Source organism: Paenarthrobacter sp. 10L420 (assembly GCF_056395385.1).
Window position 1 is genome coordinate 989562 of sequence record NZ_JBFTJK010000001.1, and the last position, 14368, is coordinate 1003929.

At 62.2% G+C, this 14368-nt stretch carries 15 protein-coding genes; 8 read left to right on the top strand and 7 right to left on the bottom strand.

The window, feature by feature from the left end; all coding sequences use genetic code 11:
• Positions 1-88: 88 nt before the first annotated feature.
• Entirely contained in the window at positions 89-1474 is a 1386-nt protein-coding gene (locus AC1DD5_RS04725; RefSeq protein ID WP_442017112.1) for an amino acid permease, read from the bottom strand.
• 176 nt (positions 1475-1650) lie between these two features.
• On the opposite strand from AC1DD5_RS04725, the gene AC1DD5_RS04730 reads away from it, so the two are divergent.
• The 6 genes from AC1DD5_RS04730 (at position 1651) to AC1DD5_RS04755 (ending at position 8142) form a co-directional block, all read left to right on the top strand.
• Positions 1651-2124: an Lrp/AsnC family transcriptional regulator gene (locus AC1DD5_RS04730; protein ID WP_216923913.1), complete on the top strand. Its 474-nt coding sequence runs from the start codon at positions 1651-1653 to the stop codon at positions 2122-2124.
• A 112-nt stretch (positions 2125-2236) separates the two neighbouring features.
• A complete protein-coding gene (locus AC1DD5_RS04735) occupies positions 2237-2956 on the top strand; it encodes an NUDIX hydrolase (protein WP_431115590.1) in 720 nt (239 codons plus the stop codon).
• Positions 2953-4260 carry a quinolinate synthase NadA gene (gene nadA, locus AC1DD5_RS04740; RefSeq protein ID WP_442017113.1) on the top strand — a complete coding sequence of 436 codons (1308 nt, stop codon included), beginning with the start codon at positions 2953-2955 and terminating at the stop codon, positions 4258-4260. Before AC1DD5_RS04735 ends, nadA begins: the two co-directional genes overlap by 4 nt.
• A gap of 45 nt (positions 4261-4305) precedes the next feature.
• Complete coding sequence (gene nadB / locus AC1DD5_RS04745) at positions 4306-6051, top strand: L-aspartate oxidase (protein ID WP_442017114.1); 1746 nt, start codon at positions 4306-4308, stop codon at positions 6049-6051.
• 10 nt (positions 6052-6061) lie between these two features.
• Positions 6062-6970, top strand: coding sequence for a carboxylating nicotinate-nucleotide diphosphorylase (gene nadC, locus AC1DD5_RS04750; RefSeq protein ID WP_442017174.1), 909 nt, complete (start codon positions 6062-6064; stop codon positions 6968-6970).
• 5 nt (positions 6971-6975) lie between these two features.
• A complete protein-coding gene (locus AC1DD5_RS04755; RefSeq protein WP_442017115.1) occupies positions 6976-8142 on the top strand; it encodes a cysteine desulfurase family protein in 1167 nt (388 codons plus the stop codon).
• 18 nt (positions 8143-8160) lie between these two features.
• Here the strand turns inward: AC1DD5_RS04755 and AC1DD5_RS04760 are convergent, their stop codons facing one another.
• The 4 genes from AC1DD5_RS04760 to AC1DD5_RS04775 form a co-directional block, all read right to left on the bottom strand.
• Positions 8161-8646: a GtrA family protein gene (locus tag AC1DD5_RS04760; protein ID WP_442017116.1), complete on the bottom strand. Its 486-nt coding sequence runs from the start codon at positions 8644-8646 to the stop codon at positions 8161-8163.
• A gap of 18 nt (positions 8647-8664) precedes the next feature.
• Positions 8665-9513, bottom strand: coding sequence for a fumarylacetoacetate hydrolase family protein (locus AC1DD5_RS04765; protein ID WP_442017117.1), 849 nt, complete (start codon positions 9511-9513; stop codon positions 8665-8667).
• A 25-nt stretch (positions 9514-9538) separates the two neighbouring features.
• Positions 9539-10141 carry a DM13 domain-containing protein gene (locus tag AC1DD5_RS04770; protein ID WP_442017118.1) on the bottom strand — a complete coding sequence of 201 codons (603 nt, stop codon included), beginning with the start codon at positions 10139-10141 and terminating at the stop codon, positions 9539-9541.
• A 90-nt stretch (positions 10142-10231) separates the two neighbouring features.
• The gene (locus tag AC1DD5_RS04775; RefSeq protein WP_442017119.1) at positions 10232-10906 is read right to left on the bottom strand and encodes a DUF1684 domain-containing protein; all 675 of its coding nucleotides are present in this window, start codon (positions 10904-10906) and stop codon (positions 10232-10234) included.
• Positions 10907-10968: 62 nt separating this feature from the next.
• Between AC1DD5_RS04775 and AC1DD5_RS04780 the strand changes: the two genes are divergently transcribed.
• Together AC1DD5_RS04780 and AC1DD5_RS04785 are read left to right on the top strand one after the other, a co-directional pair.
• Positions 10969-11832 carry a hypothetical protein gene (locus AC1DD5_RS04780; RefSeq protein ID WP_442017120.1) on the top strand — a complete coding sequence of 288 codons (864 nt, stop codon included), beginning with the start codon at positions 10969-10971 and terminating at the stop codon, positions 11830-11832.
• Positions 11833-11901: 69 nt separating this feature from the next.
• On the top strand, positions 11902-12708 hold the full coding sequence (locus AC1DD5_RS04785; protein WP_442017121.1) for a transglutaminase-like domain-containing protein: 807 nt from the start codon (positions 11902-11904) through the stop codon (positions 12706-12708).
• Between the two features lie 50 nt (positions 12709-12758).
• On the opposite strand, the gene AC1DD5_RS04790 is transcribed toward AC1DD5_RS04785, so the two are convergent.
• Both AC1DD5_RS04790 and AC1DD5_RS04795 read right to left on the bottom strand, forming a co-directional pair.
• Complete coding sequence (locus tag AC1DD5_RS04790; protein ID WP_442017122.1) at positions 12759-13235, bottom strand: MarR family winged helix-turn-helix transcriptional regulator; 477 nt, start codon at positions 13233-13235, stop codon at positions 12759-12761.
• Positions 13235-14359 carry an LLM class flavin-dependent oxidoreductase gene (locus tag AC1DD5_RS04795; RefSeq protein WP_224164618.1) on the bottom strand — a complete coding sequence of 375 codons (1125 nt, stop codon included), beginning with the start codon at positions 14357-14359 and terminating at the stop codon, positions 13235-13237. Before AC1DD5_RS04795 ends, AC1DD5_RS04790 begins: the two co-directional genes overlap by 1 nt.
• Between the last annotated feature and the right edge of the window lie 9 nt (positions 14360-14368).

Consider the following 14368-nt stretch of genomic DNA (forward strand, 5'->3'; position numbering starts at 1 on the left):
GACGAAACACTTTGTACAATTTGGATACGGAAAGAGGTCCTGCGCAAAACAAACTGCGCAGGACCTCTTGGTTTCAATAAGCAGGCGGCTACTTGGTATGCAGTGGCTGCTTACCGGCCTTCGACTTGGCGTTGAGGAAGCATCCAGCGGCGATAACCAGGATCAGGATGAACGTACCGATCAGCTGGCCGGCGCTCTCAGGGTTGGCAAAGCCCACCACGAGGATGATGCCCAGCAGGACGATTCCAACGACCGTGAGGACCGGGAAGCCCTTCATGCGCAGCGGCAATTCGGTTCCCTCGCGGTCGGCCCTGCGGCGCAGGATGAACTGGGAGACCAAAGCTGTGCCCCACACCACCAGGCACGTGGAGCCCACGAGGTTCAGGAGCGCCGGCAGTACGTGCTCGGGGAAGAGCAGTTCCAGGACGGTTGCGATGAAGCCGAAAGCAACGGAAATCCCGACGGCGGCCACCGGCACCTTGGAGTCGCTCAGCTTGGACAGGAAGCCCGGAGCCTCGCCGCGCTCTGAGAGGGAGAAGATCATCCTTGAAGCGCCGTACAAGTTGGCGTTCAGGGCGGAAAGCAGGGCAACTACGGCCACCAGGGTGATGGCGGTGCCGGCACCAGGGATACCCGCAAGGTCCAGTACTCCCGCGAACGGGGACTTCAGTCCTTCTGAACCAACGGGAAGAGCTGCTGCGATGACGAAAACGGAGCCGATGTAGAAGACCAGGATGCGCCAAACCACAGTCCGGATGGCCTTGCCGACGCTGTGTGCGGGGTTCTCGGTTTCAGCGGCGGCGACGCTGACGATTTCCGTTCCACCGAACGCGAAGATCACCACGAACAAAGCAGCCGCGATGCCGCCGATTCCGTTGGGGGCGAAGTCCCCGAAGGCCGAGAGGCCCGGCGAGGCAACGTTGGGCAGCCAGCCGAACAGCAGGGCGGCGCCGATGAGGAGGAAGATGACGATTGCCGCGACTTTCAGAATCGCGAACCAGAATTCGAACTCGCCAAAGTTGCGGACGCCCACGAGGTTGATGCCCGTGAATGCCACCATGAACACCAGGGCGAGCACCCACACCGGAATCACTGGCCACACGGTGAAGAGCAGGCCTGCCGCGCCAAGTGCTTCGGCTGCGATGACCACCACCAGTTGAAGCCACCAGAGCCAGCCAATGGTGCCGCCAGCGGTCTTGCCCATGGCTTTTTCGGCGTAGACGGAGAATGCTCCGCTGTTGGGATTTGCCGCGGCCATCTCGCCCAAGGCCCACATGACCAGGATGATCAGGGTTCCCGCCACGAGGTAGGAGATCAGGACCGCCGGGCCGGCGGCCTGGATGCCTGCGCCGGAGCCGAGGAAGAGGCCTGCTCCGATGGCGCTCCCAAGCCCCATCATGGTGAGTTGGCGTGGCTTGAGTGAATGGCCAAGGCCGGATGTTTGGGCAGGAGCCGCGATGGACTTCGTTGTCATACGTGTCTACCTTCTATGGATTTCATACTCGGTGTAGCGAGCTTGCCTCTTGGGCTGAGCAAGCTGGGCGTCGACGACGCAGCAAGAGCCGTGGAATAATTCTCGCAGTTTGTAAGATACATCACTTTTTGCTGTGGCGATGTGATGGGTAAGAATCCCCGGGGACAGGAACTTTGATGCTGGTCGATGCGCTTGATGCAAAAATTGTACGTTTTTTCACGGATTCGCCGAGGTCCTCTGTGTTGGAGGCGTCCCGCGTGCTGAGGGTTGCCAGGGCTACGGTGCAGTCCCGGATTGACCGAATGATCGAAAACGGAGTGATCGGCTCCTGGGTCCCACAACCGGATCCGGCCAACTTCGGGTTCCCCGTAGTGGCGTTCTGTTCGGTCACCATTACCCAGGAGATCGGTCACGACGCCATTATCCAGAGCCTTAGCGCCATCCCGGAGATCATTGAAGTGCACACCGTGACGGGAAATTCCGATCTGATGGTTCGCATCGCAGCGCGTTCAAATCCTGATATGCAGCGGGTCCTGGACGCGATGATCGCCACCAAATCCGTGGTGCGTTGCTCGTCCGTCATTGTGCTCAACAGCCACATCCAGGGCCGGACCCTGCCACTGATGGAAGCTGCCGCCAAGTCAGTGTGACGCAGGGCATTTTGCCAAGAGGCTGCGAAGTCGTACCATTAGTTCTAGTCAATATGACTTTAACTAAGATTCCAGTGCGTGGAGGAAGATCTCCAGGCGGCGACGAAGCGAGGTGAACGCCGTGAACCCGATCTCAGCGAACGTTGCTGAACGCCGCTTGGCGCCGCCGTCGTTGGCCATTTCAACGGTGATTTTCGCCCTCCGTCCCAGCGAAACATCCGGCCGCCCCACACTCTGGCTGCCGCTTGTACGAAGGATCCGCGAGCCCTACAAGGATCTGTGGGCCCTTCCCGGCGGACCCTTGGCCCACGATGAATCCCTCCAGGACGCCGCCTCGCGCAACCTCCGCGAAACCACGGGGCTGGCACCGCAGTACCTGGAGCAGCTCTACGCCTTCGGCGGTCTGCATCGTTCGCCCAGCCAGCGCGTCGTATCGATCGTCTACTGGGCACTCGTCCAGCCAACCGAAGCCGCCCTCGCGGACGAATCGGAAAATGTCCGGTGGTTCCGGGCGGACAGGCTCGGCGAACTCGCCTTCGACCACAACGCGATTGTGGACTACGCACTCTGGCGCCTGCGCAACAAGATGGCCTACGGTTCCATCGCCTACCACCTGCTGGGTGAGTTCTTCACCCTCGCGCAGGTCCGTGAAGTCTATGAAGCCGTGCTGGACCGCCAACTGGATCCGGCAAACTTCCGCCGCCATATCAAAGCCACACCGGACATTGAAGAAACCGGTGAATACCTGCAGGGCGGAAAACACCGTCCGCCACGCCTCTACCGCTTCACCGGCACGCCCGGTCTCGGGCCAGATAACAGGAGTACACCATGAGCAGCGTCAACACTGCCGTCCAGCTGATCACACGTGAGGAAGCCGAGAAGGGCCTTTCCCGCGCGGGATCCACCTGCAGCCCGGCCCTGGCCAAAGGGCCCTGGGAGTATGACCTTGCCGAGGCTCTTGCCGGTGCCCCCGCCTACGGGCCGGGAGCCTCCAGCAGCGATGTCGCTCCCAAGGAGACGCCACGCCAGGGACAGCTCCCGGACGAGTACAAGCGGGCGACGGATGCCGAACTGGATGCCCGTATCCTGGCTGCGAAAAAGACGCTCGGGGACCGCGCCGTGATCCTGGGGCACTTCTACCAGCGTGACGAAGTCATCCAGTACGCCGACTTCGTGGGTGACTCTTTCCAGCTAGCAAATGCTGCACTGACCAAGCCCGACGCCGAAGCCATCATCTTCTGCGGCGTCCACTTCATGGCAGAGACGGCGGATATCCTCTCCACACCCGAACAGGCAGTCATCCTGCCCAACCTGGCGGCCGGCTGCTCCATGGCAGACATGGCCGATGAGGACTCCGTAGAGGAATGCTGGGAACAGCTCGAAGAAATCTTCGGCACGGACACCGATGCCCACGGCCGGGTCCCGGTCATTCCCGTCACGTACATGAACTCCTCCGCTGCGCTGAAGGCCTTCTGTGGCCGCAACGGCGGAATTGTCTGCACGTCCTCCAACGCCAAGGTGGTCCTGGAATGGGCCTTCGAGCGCGGGCAGCGTGTCTTGTTCTTCCCCGACCAGCACCTGGGCCGCAACACCGCCAAGGCGTTGGGCGTCCCCCTGGAGCAGATGCCTATGTGGAACCCGCGCAAGGAACTGGGCGGCAACGACGAACAGACGTTGCTGGACTCCCGCGTGATCCTCTGGCACGGCTTCTGCTCGGTGCACAAGCGCTTCAACGTGGGCCAGATCGAAAAAGCCCGGCTCGACTTCCCCGGCGTCAACGTGATCGTGCACCCAGAATGCCCCATGGAAGTTGTGGACGCTGCCGATTCTGCCGGGTCCACCGACTTCATCAAGAAGGCCATCGCTGCGGCCACCGAACCAACCACCTTCGCCATCGGTACCGAAATCAACATGGTGAACCGGCTCGCCGCGGAAAACCCACAGCACACCATCTTCTGCCTGGACCCGGTGATCTGCCCCTGCTCCACCATGTACCGCATACACCCGGGTTACCTTGCCTGGGTGCTTGAGGAACTCGTCGAAGGACGCATCGTCAACCGCATCACTGTGGATGACGCCGTACAGGACAACGCCAAAATTGCGCTGGAGCGCATGCTGGCCGCAAAGCCTGCCTAACCGTTACCCACACCGGTTCTCCGGACGATCCGAATCGAGCCTCACATGACCTCAGGAAGCCTCGCTGAAGGGCACCAGCCCAAGCGGCTGATCGTCGTCGGAAGTGGCATAGCGGGGCTGTACTCAGCCCTGCTGGCCGCCGAAGCCGGAGCCGAAGTGGTGCTGCTCACCAAGGGCGCGCTCGCGGACAGCAATACATACTTGGCCCAGGGCGGCATCTCGGCCGTTCTGGACGAGCCAGCTCCGGGGGACACCGTTGCTGCCCACATTGCCGATACCCTCAATGCCGGCGCGGGCCACTGCGACGAGGAAGCCGTGCGGGTGCTGTGCACCGAGGCCCGGATGGACATTGCGGGACTTGAGCGCTTCGGCGTCCGTTTCGACCTTGACGACGACGGCGATCCCTCCTTGGGCCTCGAAGCCGCCCACTCTGCCCCGCGTATCCTCCACGCCGGGGGCGACGCCACAGGTGCCCGTGTTGCGGCCGCCCTGATCAAGACCGTGCTGGACTTCCAGGCGGCTGGAAGAATCCAGGTGATCGGGCATGCGCAGGTGACTTCACTGTCCCGGAGCGACGGTCGCGTGGTGGGCGTCAACTTCCTCCATGACGGCAGGGAACTTGGCTACTACGCCGACGCCGTGCTCCTCGCAACAGGAGGGGCCGGTCAACTGTTCGCACAAACGACCAATCCGGCAGTCGCCACAGCAGACGGGCTCGCCTTGGCATGGCGGGCCGGCGCCGCAGTGGCCGACCTCGAATTTTTCCAGTTCCACCCCACGTGCATGGTCCGTACAGGGGATGCCCTCGAAGCCGAAGGCAACACTGACCCCCTGCTCATCTCCGAGGCAGTCCGCGGCGAAGGCGCCATTCTCGTGGACGCCACTGGACGCCGGTTCATGGCCGATTACCACCCGGACGGCGAGCTCGCCCCCAGGGACGTCGTCTCCCGGAGCATAGCCCTGCACCTTGCAGCACTCGGTGACCCCAACGGTCACGTGTTCCTCGATGCGACCGTGATCGAGGAACAGCGGGGGAAGGGCTTCCTTGAGAAGCGCTTCCCCACCATCAGCGAACGCACCCGCCAAGCCGGCTTTGACTGGAGCCGTGAGCCTGTGCCCGTCGCTCCAGCGGCGCATTACTGGATGGGTGGGGTGGTGACCGACCTTTACGGCCGGACCTCTGTTCCTGGGTTGTTGGCCGCTGGCGAAGTTGCCTGCACCGGGGTTCAAGGGGCTAATCGGCTGGCGAGCAACTCTTTGCTCGAAGGGCTCGTGTTCGGGCGGCGGGCTGTTTCTGCCTTCCTGGCTGGGGACCGCGGTGGGTCGCCTAACGGAGTCCCTCTGCGTGCTAACTCGGCCGCGGGCGGCCTCGCTTTTACGCACGCTGCCGGGACCCCGCCAGACGACTATCGCAGCGGCCTTTTCAACGCAACCGCCCCAGCGACAGCACTTCCAGGCGGGTTTTCGCGGCAGGCACTTCGCCGGTTGATGACTGCCAAGGCCGGGGTCCTGCGGACCGGGGTGCTGTTGGCTGAAGCCGAGGCCGAGCTTGGGAATTGGGCGGGGGAGAGCGATGATCTGCCTCTGAGTGTTCCTGATTCCCTTGATGTTCGAGTGCATGAGGACTCCAATTTGTTGCTTGCGGCGCAGCTGTTGGTCCGGGCGGCGCGGGGGCGGCGGGAGTCGCTTGGGGCCCACTACCGCAGCGACGGCGTGAGGGAACCAGCCGCCGTCGACGATTTTGACAAGCGTTACACCATGAGCCGGAAAGCGAGCCTCGTCAATGACTGACCTGATCTCCATGACCAATCTGACCCTTCCCGCGGCGCCCGTGCGAGACATCCTGGAAAGGGCCTTCGCGGAGGACGCGCCCAGCGGCGACATCACCTCACAGCTGCTGATCCCCGCCGGGGCGCGTGCCACAGCGGTCCTGAATGCCCGCGTCCCGGGCGTGTTCAGCGGTGGAACCGTGTTCCGGGATGCCATGAAGCTCGTCGACCCGGACACGGACGTCCAGCTGCTGCTGGCCGACGGTGCAACGTTCGACGCGGGCACCCACCTCGCCCGCGTCACCGGCAGCGCACGCTCGGTATTGCTGGCGGAACGGGTCGGACTCAACCTGGTGCAGCGGATGAGCGCCATTGCCACGAAGACGGCAGAGTTCGTCAGGCTCGTTGAAGGAACGCGCGCCCGGATCACGGACACCCGTAAAACAACGCCCGGCTTGCGGGTGCTGGAACGCTATGCCGTGCGCTGCGGCGGGGGAGCGAACCACCGCTACAGCCTCTCGGACGCTGTGCTGGCAAAGGACAACCACCTGGCTGTCATGACTGGCGGAGACCCTGCAAAACTGACCGAACTGCTCGTAGCCGCCAAAGCCCAGCTGGGACACACCACGCACTTTGAAGTTGAGGTTGACCGCGCAGATCAGATCGAACCCGTGCTGGCCGCGGGAGTGGACACGATCATGCTGGACAACTTCTCTATTGATGAACTGCGGGCAGGCGTCAAGCAGGTAGATGGACGGGCCAACGTGGAAGCCAGCGGCAACGTCAACGTTCACACCGTGGCAGAGATCGCGGCAACGGGCGTGGACGTCATCTCGATCGGCGGGCTCACGCACAGTGTTTCGGCACTGGATCTCGGGCTGGATATTGAGCTGCGAACCGACGCAGAGCCGCGCATGGATGCAGCGCTGAAAGCAGTCTGACTTCCATGATCTTCCTGGACGCTGCAGCCACCACGCCGGTCCGGCGCGAGGTACTCGAAGCCATGTGGCCCTACCTCAGCGGCGAGTTTGGCAACCCATCCAGCCACCACAGCCTGGGTGAAGCGGCGGCCACAGCGCTCGCAGGGGCGAGATCCGCCGTCGCGAAGGTGCTTAATTGCCGCGCGGGTGAGGTGACCTTCACGTCGGGTGGAACAGAGGCGGACAACCTGGCCGTCAAGGGAATCGCACTCGCGCGGCAGGCAGCGGATCCCTCGCTGAAGCGGGTAGTGATAAGCGCCATCGAGCATCCGGCTGTGGAAGAATCCGCCCGCTACCTGGAACGCGTGCATGGCGTCAGCGTGGACGTGGTGCCGGTGGACCGGGACGGAGTGGTCACAGTGGACGCGCTCCGAGCTGTTCTTCGGCCGGACACAGCCATGGTGAGCATCATGTATGCGAACAATGAGATTGGTACTGTCCAGCCCGTCGCGGACCTTGCTGCCGTAGCACATGGGTTTGGCATCCCCTTCCACACTGACGCTGTCCAAGCCGCCGGTTGGTTGAGCTTGGATGTCAAGGCCCTGGGCGTAGATGCGCTGAGCATTTCCGGGCACAAGCTCGGCGCGCCCAAGGGATCCGGAGTCTTGTTCACGAAGGGCCGGATGCGCGTTGAGCCGTTGGTTCATGGTGGAGGCCAGGAGCGGGGAAAGAGGTCCGGAACAGAGAATGTAGCCGGGGCCGTGGCGTTGTCCACCGCCCTGACTTTGAGCGTTGGCGAGCAGCCGGAGCTGGCCTCGCGGGTTTCTGAGTTGCGGGAGCGGTTCGTCTCGCACATCCTCCAAACCGTCCCAGGCGCCCTGTTGACAGGGCATCGAAGCCAGAGGCTGCCATCGATCGCATCGTTCTGCTTCCCTGGAACCAGCGGCGAATCAGTCCTGCTTGAGCTGGAACGCCTCGGCGTGGTCTGCTCCAGCGGCTCCGCCTGTGCTGCCGGATCTGATGCGCCGTCACCGGTGCTGGTGGCGTTGGGCATTGCCCCGGAGATAGCCCAGACGGCCGTCCGCTTCAGCTTCGCCTCAAATGTCACCGAAGCCGAACTGGAGCAAGCTGCTGGAGCCGTGGAAACCGCCGTCGGGCGTGTCCGGAACCTGGCGTCTCCCCAACCCAACTAGTCACACGTTGCCGCCTAGTCACACGTGGCGGGCGCGGCGGAAAATCCAGTGCCTCAACAGGGTGAACCGGACGCCTGTGGCGACGAAGCCCGAGAGCGTCGTGGTCCAGAGTTCTTCACTCACGGTAGCGTCGGGGTGGATGAGATGCAGGATGCCCAGACTCCCTCCAGTGATGACCAGCGCAATGCCAATCACAATCAACCCATGCATGTGGTCCTGGCCGCGTTTCCTGCTGCCGCTGATCTTGAACGTCAACCTGCGGTTCAGTGCTGTATTCATGAGCGACGTGACGATCAACGCCACGGCGTTGGCAAGCTGCGGGTCGATCCAGGGACGCAGCAGCGCGTAGAGGGCAAGCGAAATCGCCGTGCAGAGAATTCCGACGCCGGTGAAGCGAAGCAGTTGCCGGACCACGGGGTACTTGAGGAGGCCGCGATGCCTCTTCCTGGGAGGCTTTTGTAAGGGAGGCGGCCGCAGTTCGGTGGCGTCTGCGGCTGTCTCCATGTGGTTAAGCCTGACACACTATGCGGGCAGGACCTCCCAGGAAGCCTTCGTGACGGGGTTGGAGAGCTCCCCAATTCCTTCCACCCGGCACACCACAGTGTCACCTGGCTGAATGCGTGCGCACTCGGCGGGGAAGCCAGTCAGAATCAGGTCGCCGGGATGCAGGGTCATGAACGAGGACAGGTAGACCAAGATCTCGTCCACTTTCCAGCCGAGGTCCGCGGAGCTGGCGGTTTTGAGCGCGGTGCCGTTGTGGACGATCCCGATGGAAAGATCTGTGGCGTCCAGTTCGGTGACGATCCAGGGACCCGCAGGCGTAAAGGTGTCTTGGCTCTTGGCGCTGATCCAGAGTTCGTCGGTCTTTTGGAGGTCGCGTGCAGAGACATCGTTCCCGATGGTGTAGCCGAGGATTGCCGACCCCGCCGTTTCCAGCGTCAGGCCTCGCGCTGTACGTCCGACGACGACCGTCAGTTCCGCTTCCGGGTCCACATGACCGACGTTCGAACTCAGCTCGATCGCCTCCCCCGGACCAATCACGCTGGACGCGGCCTTGTGAAATGCCTGTGGTTGAAGGTCCCTGCCGGCTTGCCCTGTGTTGTGGGCCATACCAAAGACGTTGGCAGGCACTGAAGGCGCGAGGAAAGTGAAAGCATCCTCAGTCACTCCAATCCCTGATTCCCAACCATGGCGCGACGGGCTACTCGCGTTTGCCCTTGATGCCCCGAAGGGCGAATCGATGACAATCCAGCGCTTCCCCGCCTCCGATTCGAAGTCCCGGGCGTCGTTGGAAACGAAGAATTGTTCGTTCAGGTCCTGTGAATCCAGGGGGCGGACGCGGGCGATGCGACGGGGGAGGCGGGAAGTCATGATGACATCCTACGTCCTCCTGCCATCAGGCAAGCTGCGCCGATCCAAAAGCTACGCTGAAACGGTCACACCAGAGCACTACCGATTGCAGGCCGGAGAGGTCCACGGCGGCGGGGATGACATAGTTCTGGTTGCCGTGCGTGGCTTTGACGGGGCCGAGGTCCACATACCGATCCGAGCGATACTTGTACCAATCGCCTCCTGCCTCAAGGCTGCTGAGCCAGACCTTGACGTCCGGACCATCGCTGCTGGCCAGGTTTTCCAACCTCAGCACACGGGAGCCATCGGGCAGTTCCAGGAGCTGTGCAGTACCAGAAGTCTGATGCTCCTGGGATTGGAAATTGCCGAAGCCCAGCACCACAGGATCGGTGTTGCCTGCTGGCGCTGAGGCTGACGTGTTGGGGGAAAGCGAGCCGTTGCCCTGTGAATCGGTAGTCGGTGCAGTCGAAGGGGACGCCGACGTTGATGCGGGAGGAGCCAGCGGCAGGGCCTCGTTCACGCTGCTGCTCGTAAACAGCCGCCAAGGCTGGAACAGGGCGGCGGCAACGATGACCAGGAACACGACCGTTGCGCCGACCGTGGTGGCAAGGATCCTGTGAGCACGGATCATCCCGCCGATTCTGTTCATGCTCCAAGGCTAGGCTTTTACGGTCTGTCCGAGGGCGCTCCAGAACTTACGGTTCCGTGACGCTGCGCCGGGCCCCTCGCCCAATTGGCGTTAGCCGTCTCCTAAATACAGCTCACCCACTGGTACCTCGGCTGCGAGTCGGTTGGCCGGTCCGGCTAAGGGGCACGCCCAGGCTTCGTTGTAGGCGCAAGACGGGTTGTAGGCGAAGTTTAGGTCCACGATGAACTCCTGCCGTTCATCGATGCGCCGAACACCGTGGTAGGCGCCCTTCACTGTGTCCAAAAGGTATCTTCCGGCGCCGTAGCTTCCACCGGCTTTGCCGGCGGTAGCGTCGCGCAAAGGCACGAAGATGCCGCCGCCGTAGCTTCGCAGCCGCCAAACGGCCAAGGATCCGAGTCCAGGCAACTCAAAGGTTCCAATCCTCACAAACGGAACTACGCCGTCGGTCCCTGTTTCAACATTCATTTCCTGTCCCGTCCCCTCCGGTGACAGCGGAACGTACATCCGGAAGGCGGGGTCATAGTCGGCCGTGCGCAACCCGGCGAAGGATGCTTTCATCTCTGCTGTCAGAGCCGACGCGGGATGGGTGGCAAACATCCGGTCCCGCTCCTGGCGCCAATAGTTGTGTGCATCGAACGGATCTGTAGCTGCGAGCTGCCGCACTTGGTCATAGAGGGCGAAGGTCCGCAACCGCCAATCCGCAATATCAACAGCGGACATGTTGGGCATGTTGTCCTCGAATGCGTCGTGCTGATCGGGAGCCATGTCTTCAGCCTAGTACGACGTCAAATCCCGTGTCGGGCCTTACCCGCCGATAAGCTGTGCGCATGAACGGCACCACCCATCCGAACCGTACGACGACGCTTCGGCTCAGCACAGTGGCACTGAGTGTCATCCTGCTCACGGCCACCGCGGCCTGTTCCACTGAGAACAAGGGCCCACAGGTTTCCCAGACCTCCGGTTCCCATCCAAACAGTTCCGAATCAGGCCTCCCGTCCCAGGGCTCCGGATCAGAAAGTACGACGCCGTCACGAGACGCCGTCTCCAGCACGCCGTCCGCGACACCCGGTTCAACTGCTGCATCCACCTCGGACCCCAGCCCGGCAGCCACGGCATTGACCTGGAAGACCTACACGGATCCCGCCAAAAAGGTCAGCTTCGAACTCCCGGAGAATTGGATTGCCCAGTCTGTCACGGCTGAAGCCGGCTCACTTCCGGGTGCCCTGAAGGTCGAAGTCAAAGATGGCGGGGGCCGATACATCGCGACCCTGCAGACAGGACTGCCTCCTGCAGGGCCTATCGCTTGCCCCGCTGGCCAAAGCCATCCCTACATAGTTATCAGCAGTGCGCCATTGGATGTTCCGCACTCCGATGGTCCGGACACCATCGATCCCCGCGTCGTTTTCCGCGTGATCCAAGGCTACAAATTCTTCGGTTCCTTCGGCATCACCAACATGGTGGCTGGCGTCGACGGCCAGGCTTGCGAACTAAGGAACCGCGTTCAGGGACCTTCCGGCAAGGGCGACTACTCTTTCGGGGATGTTACAGCGGTCCATGCCTTCGTCGCCGATGAAAAAGTAGCCCCGGCAAAGACTTTTGACACCTTGGACCTGGCCGCGAAGTACGTCGCCCATGATTCTGAATTCGCCAACGTCCAACGGATGCTACTGTCTCTGAAGGTCAATCTGTAGTCCTGCGGTTGGCTGATCCATATAACGGCGGCATCGGGGCTGTCCCGCCGCAACCCACCCCGGAGATTAATGGAACGCAACGTTGCTGCCAAGCTCGTTTTCAAGTCTGTAGCCAACACGAAAGTGGCAATGGCCATCGCCGTGGCCAACAATCCGGGGTACGAGTCAGTAACGGAAACACTCTCCATCACTCTTGATGGGAACGAGATTCCCTTTGCTGAACTCAGCGACCATCACGGGGGCCGCTTCCAATACATGGAATTCACGGAGCCCAGCGAAGTGACTGTTGACTACCAAGCCACGGTCCATGGCTTCGCAGACCGCGACACACCCTCTCCCATGGAACTCATCCGGTACGTCCGGCCGAGCCGCTACGCCGAATCTGATCGGTTGCTGCCCACCTCTTATGCCGAGTTCGGCAGCCTTAGCGGGGCCGAACTGCTCCACGCTGTCCGTGATTGGGTCAATGGAGAGCTGCGCTACGTCAGTGGATCCTCGCGAGGAACCGACGGTGCGGTGGAGACGCTCCTCCACCGCCGCGGTGTTTGCCGTGACTTCGCACACTTGGCCATTGCCCTCTTGAGGGCCAAGGATGTGCCGGCCCGCCTCGCAGCTGTGTACGCACCCGGTTTGAGTCCCATGGACTTCCACGCTGTGGCAGAGGCCTACATAGATGATGGATGGCACATCATTGATCCGACTGGGCTGGCGCCGCGCGAGTCCATGCTTCGCATCACGGCAGGACGGGATTCTTCAGATACAGCATTCTTGTCCACGGTGGGTGGGAGCCTGTCGCTGAAGACCCTCAAGGTCAGCGCATCAGTCAACGGCGAGCTCCCTGTGGAGGATCCACGGCACCTCGTCCGCCTGCACTGAGATGACGTGCCCTGAGATGACCGCCCCTGAGACGACGGGGAGCGGCACCCCTACCTGTGCGTTGCCTGGTGTCCTGCCACTGAGGCCCGTAGCTTCTCCGTCAGCCGCAACAGTTCCCGCTGCTCCTCGACTGTAAGCGCCGGCCCAACGAGTTGGGCAATATCGCGCACGTGTTCCCGACCAATCGTTTTCTGCAACTCGCTGCCTGATTCTGTCAGGGACAGCAGTACTCCACGGCCGTCGTCGGGCGCTGTTGTCCGCTCCACCAAACCGCGCTTCTCCAGCCTGTCCACCAAACGGCTCAGGCTGGACTGGCTCAGCAGCACTTTGTCATTGATCTCGTTCAACCGCAGCTGGCCGGAAGGGCATCGCGAGAGTGTAAACAGGACGTCATACTCCTTGACCGGCAGGGACTTGAACGCCGGACCTGATTGAAGTTTCCGCATCACCGCCACCTGGGAGCGGAACAGCGACTCCCAGGTCTCGGCGGCGAGGCGAACGGCGGAGGACGCCGAAGGGTTGGACATCAGGCCTCCTGACCCGGGGCTCCAGCTGGAGCGGACTCGTTGACGCTGGCCTCCATGGCCGCAGCAACGCGCGAAGCGTGCGTCGGCGCGTCCGGCACGTTGGCCGGCTTCAGGGCAGCATATTCCTTGCGGAGCACGGGAAGGACTTCTTCGCCGAAGAGGTCAAGCTGCTCCAGGACGGTCTTCAGAGGCAGACCCGCGTGATCGATCAGGAACAACTGCCGCTGGTAGTCGCCAAAGAATTCACGGAAGGTGAGCGTCTTCTCGATGACTTCCTGCGGACTGCCCACGGTCAGGGGTGTCTGTGACGTGAAGTCCTCCAAGGAAGGACCGTGACCGTACACCGGTGCGTTGTCGAAGTATGGGCGGAACTCCTTGACGGCGTCCTGGGAGTTCTTCCTCATGAAGAACTGTCCACCAAGGCCCACGATTGCTTGGTCGGCCGTGCCGTGCCCATAGTGCTCGTAGCGCTCGCGGTACAGGCCAATCAACTGCTGGTAGTGCTCCTTGGGCCAGAAGATGTTGTTGGCGAAGAAGCCGTCACCATAGTAGGCAGCTACTTCGGCGATCTGCGGCGTGCGGATGGAGCCGTGCCAGACGAAGGGGGCAACGCCGTCGAGCGGGCGCGGTGTAGAGGTGAAGTTCTGCAGGGGGGTGCGGAACTTGCCCGACCAATTGACCGTATCCTCATCCCACAGCTTGCGGAGCAGGCTGTAGTTTTCGATCGCGAGCTCGATCCCGTCCTGGATGTTCTTTCCGAACCAAGGGTATACAGGCGCCGTGTTGCCGCGCCCAAGCACCAAGTCAACCCTGCCATCGGAGAGATGCTGCAGCATCGCAAAGTCCTCGGCGATCTTGACCGGGTCATTGGTGGTGATCAGGGTTGTGGCCGTGGACAACGTGATGCGCTCGGTCTGGGCCGCGATATAAGCCAGGGTGGTCGTTGGGGAGGAGGAGAAGAAGGGGCGGTTGTGGTGCTCGCCAATGGCGTAGACATCCATGCCGATTTCTTCGACCTTTTTGGCAATGGCAACGGAGGCCTTGATGCGTTCGTTCTCCGTGGGCGTACGGCCCGTGGTGGGGTCAGTGGTGATGTCACTGACGCTGAATACGCCGATCTGCATGATGTGCCT

Bases quoted from the DNA above. Each gene is read 5' to 3' on its own strand.
- AC1DD5_RS04775 (WP_442017119.1), bottom strand. From the start codon at position 10,906: ATGGCTCCCGATCAGCACGACGCATTCGAGGACAACATGCCCAACATG.
- AC1DD5_RS04725 (WP_442017112.1), bottom strand. From the start codon at position 1,474: ATGACAACGAAGTCCATCGCGGCTCCTGCCCAAACATCCGGCCTTGGC.
- AC1DD5_RS04790 (WP_442017122.1), bottom strand. From the start codon at position 13,235: ATGTCCAACCCTTCGGCGTCCTCCGCCGTTCGCCTCGCCGCCGAGACC.
- AC1DD5_RS04755 (WP_442017115.1), top strand. From the start codon at position 6,976: ATGATCTTCCTGGACGCTGCAGCCACCACGCCGGTCCGGCGCGAGGTA.
- AC1DD5_RS04785 (WP_442017121.1), top strand. From the start codon at position 11,902: ATGGAACGCAACGTTGCTGCCAAGCTCGTTTTCAAGTCTGTAGCCAAC.
- AC1DD5_RS04780 (WP_442017120.1), top strand. From the start codon at position 10,969: ATGAACGGCACCACCCATCCGAACCGTACGACGACGCTTCGGCTCAGC.
- nadB (WP_442017114.1), top strand. From the start codon at position 4,306: ATGACCTCAGGAAGCCTCGCTGAAGGGCACCAGCCCAAGCGGCTGATC.
- AC1DD5_RS04760 (WP_442017116.1), bottom strand. From the start codon at position 8,646: ATGGAGACAGCCGCAGACGCCACCGAACTGCGGCCGCCTCCCTTACAA.
- AC1DD5_RS04770 (WP_442017118.1), bottom strand. From the start codon at position 10,141: ATGAACAGAATCGGCGGGATGATCCGTGCTCACAGGATCCTTGCCACC.
- nadC (WP_442017174.1), top strand. From the start codon at position 6,062: ATGACCAATCTGACCCTTCCCGCGGCGCCCGTGCGAGACATCCTGGAA.
- nadA (WP_442017113.1), top strand. From the start codon at position 2,953: ATGAGCAGCGTCAACACTGCCGTCCAGCTGATCACACGTGAGGAAGCC.
- AC1DD5_RS04730 (WP_216923913.1), top strand. From the start codon at position 1,651: ATGCTGGTCGATGCGCTTGATGCAAAAATTGTACGTTTTTTCACGGAT.
- AC1DD5_RS04795 (WP_224164618.1), bottom strand. From the start codon at position 14,359: ATGCAGATCGGCGTATTCAGCGTCAGTGACATCACCACTGACCCCACC.
- AC1DD5_RS04765 (WP_442017117.1), bottom strand. From the start codon at position 9,513: ATGACTTCCCGCCTCCCCCGTCGCATCGCCCGCGTCCGCCCCCTGGAT.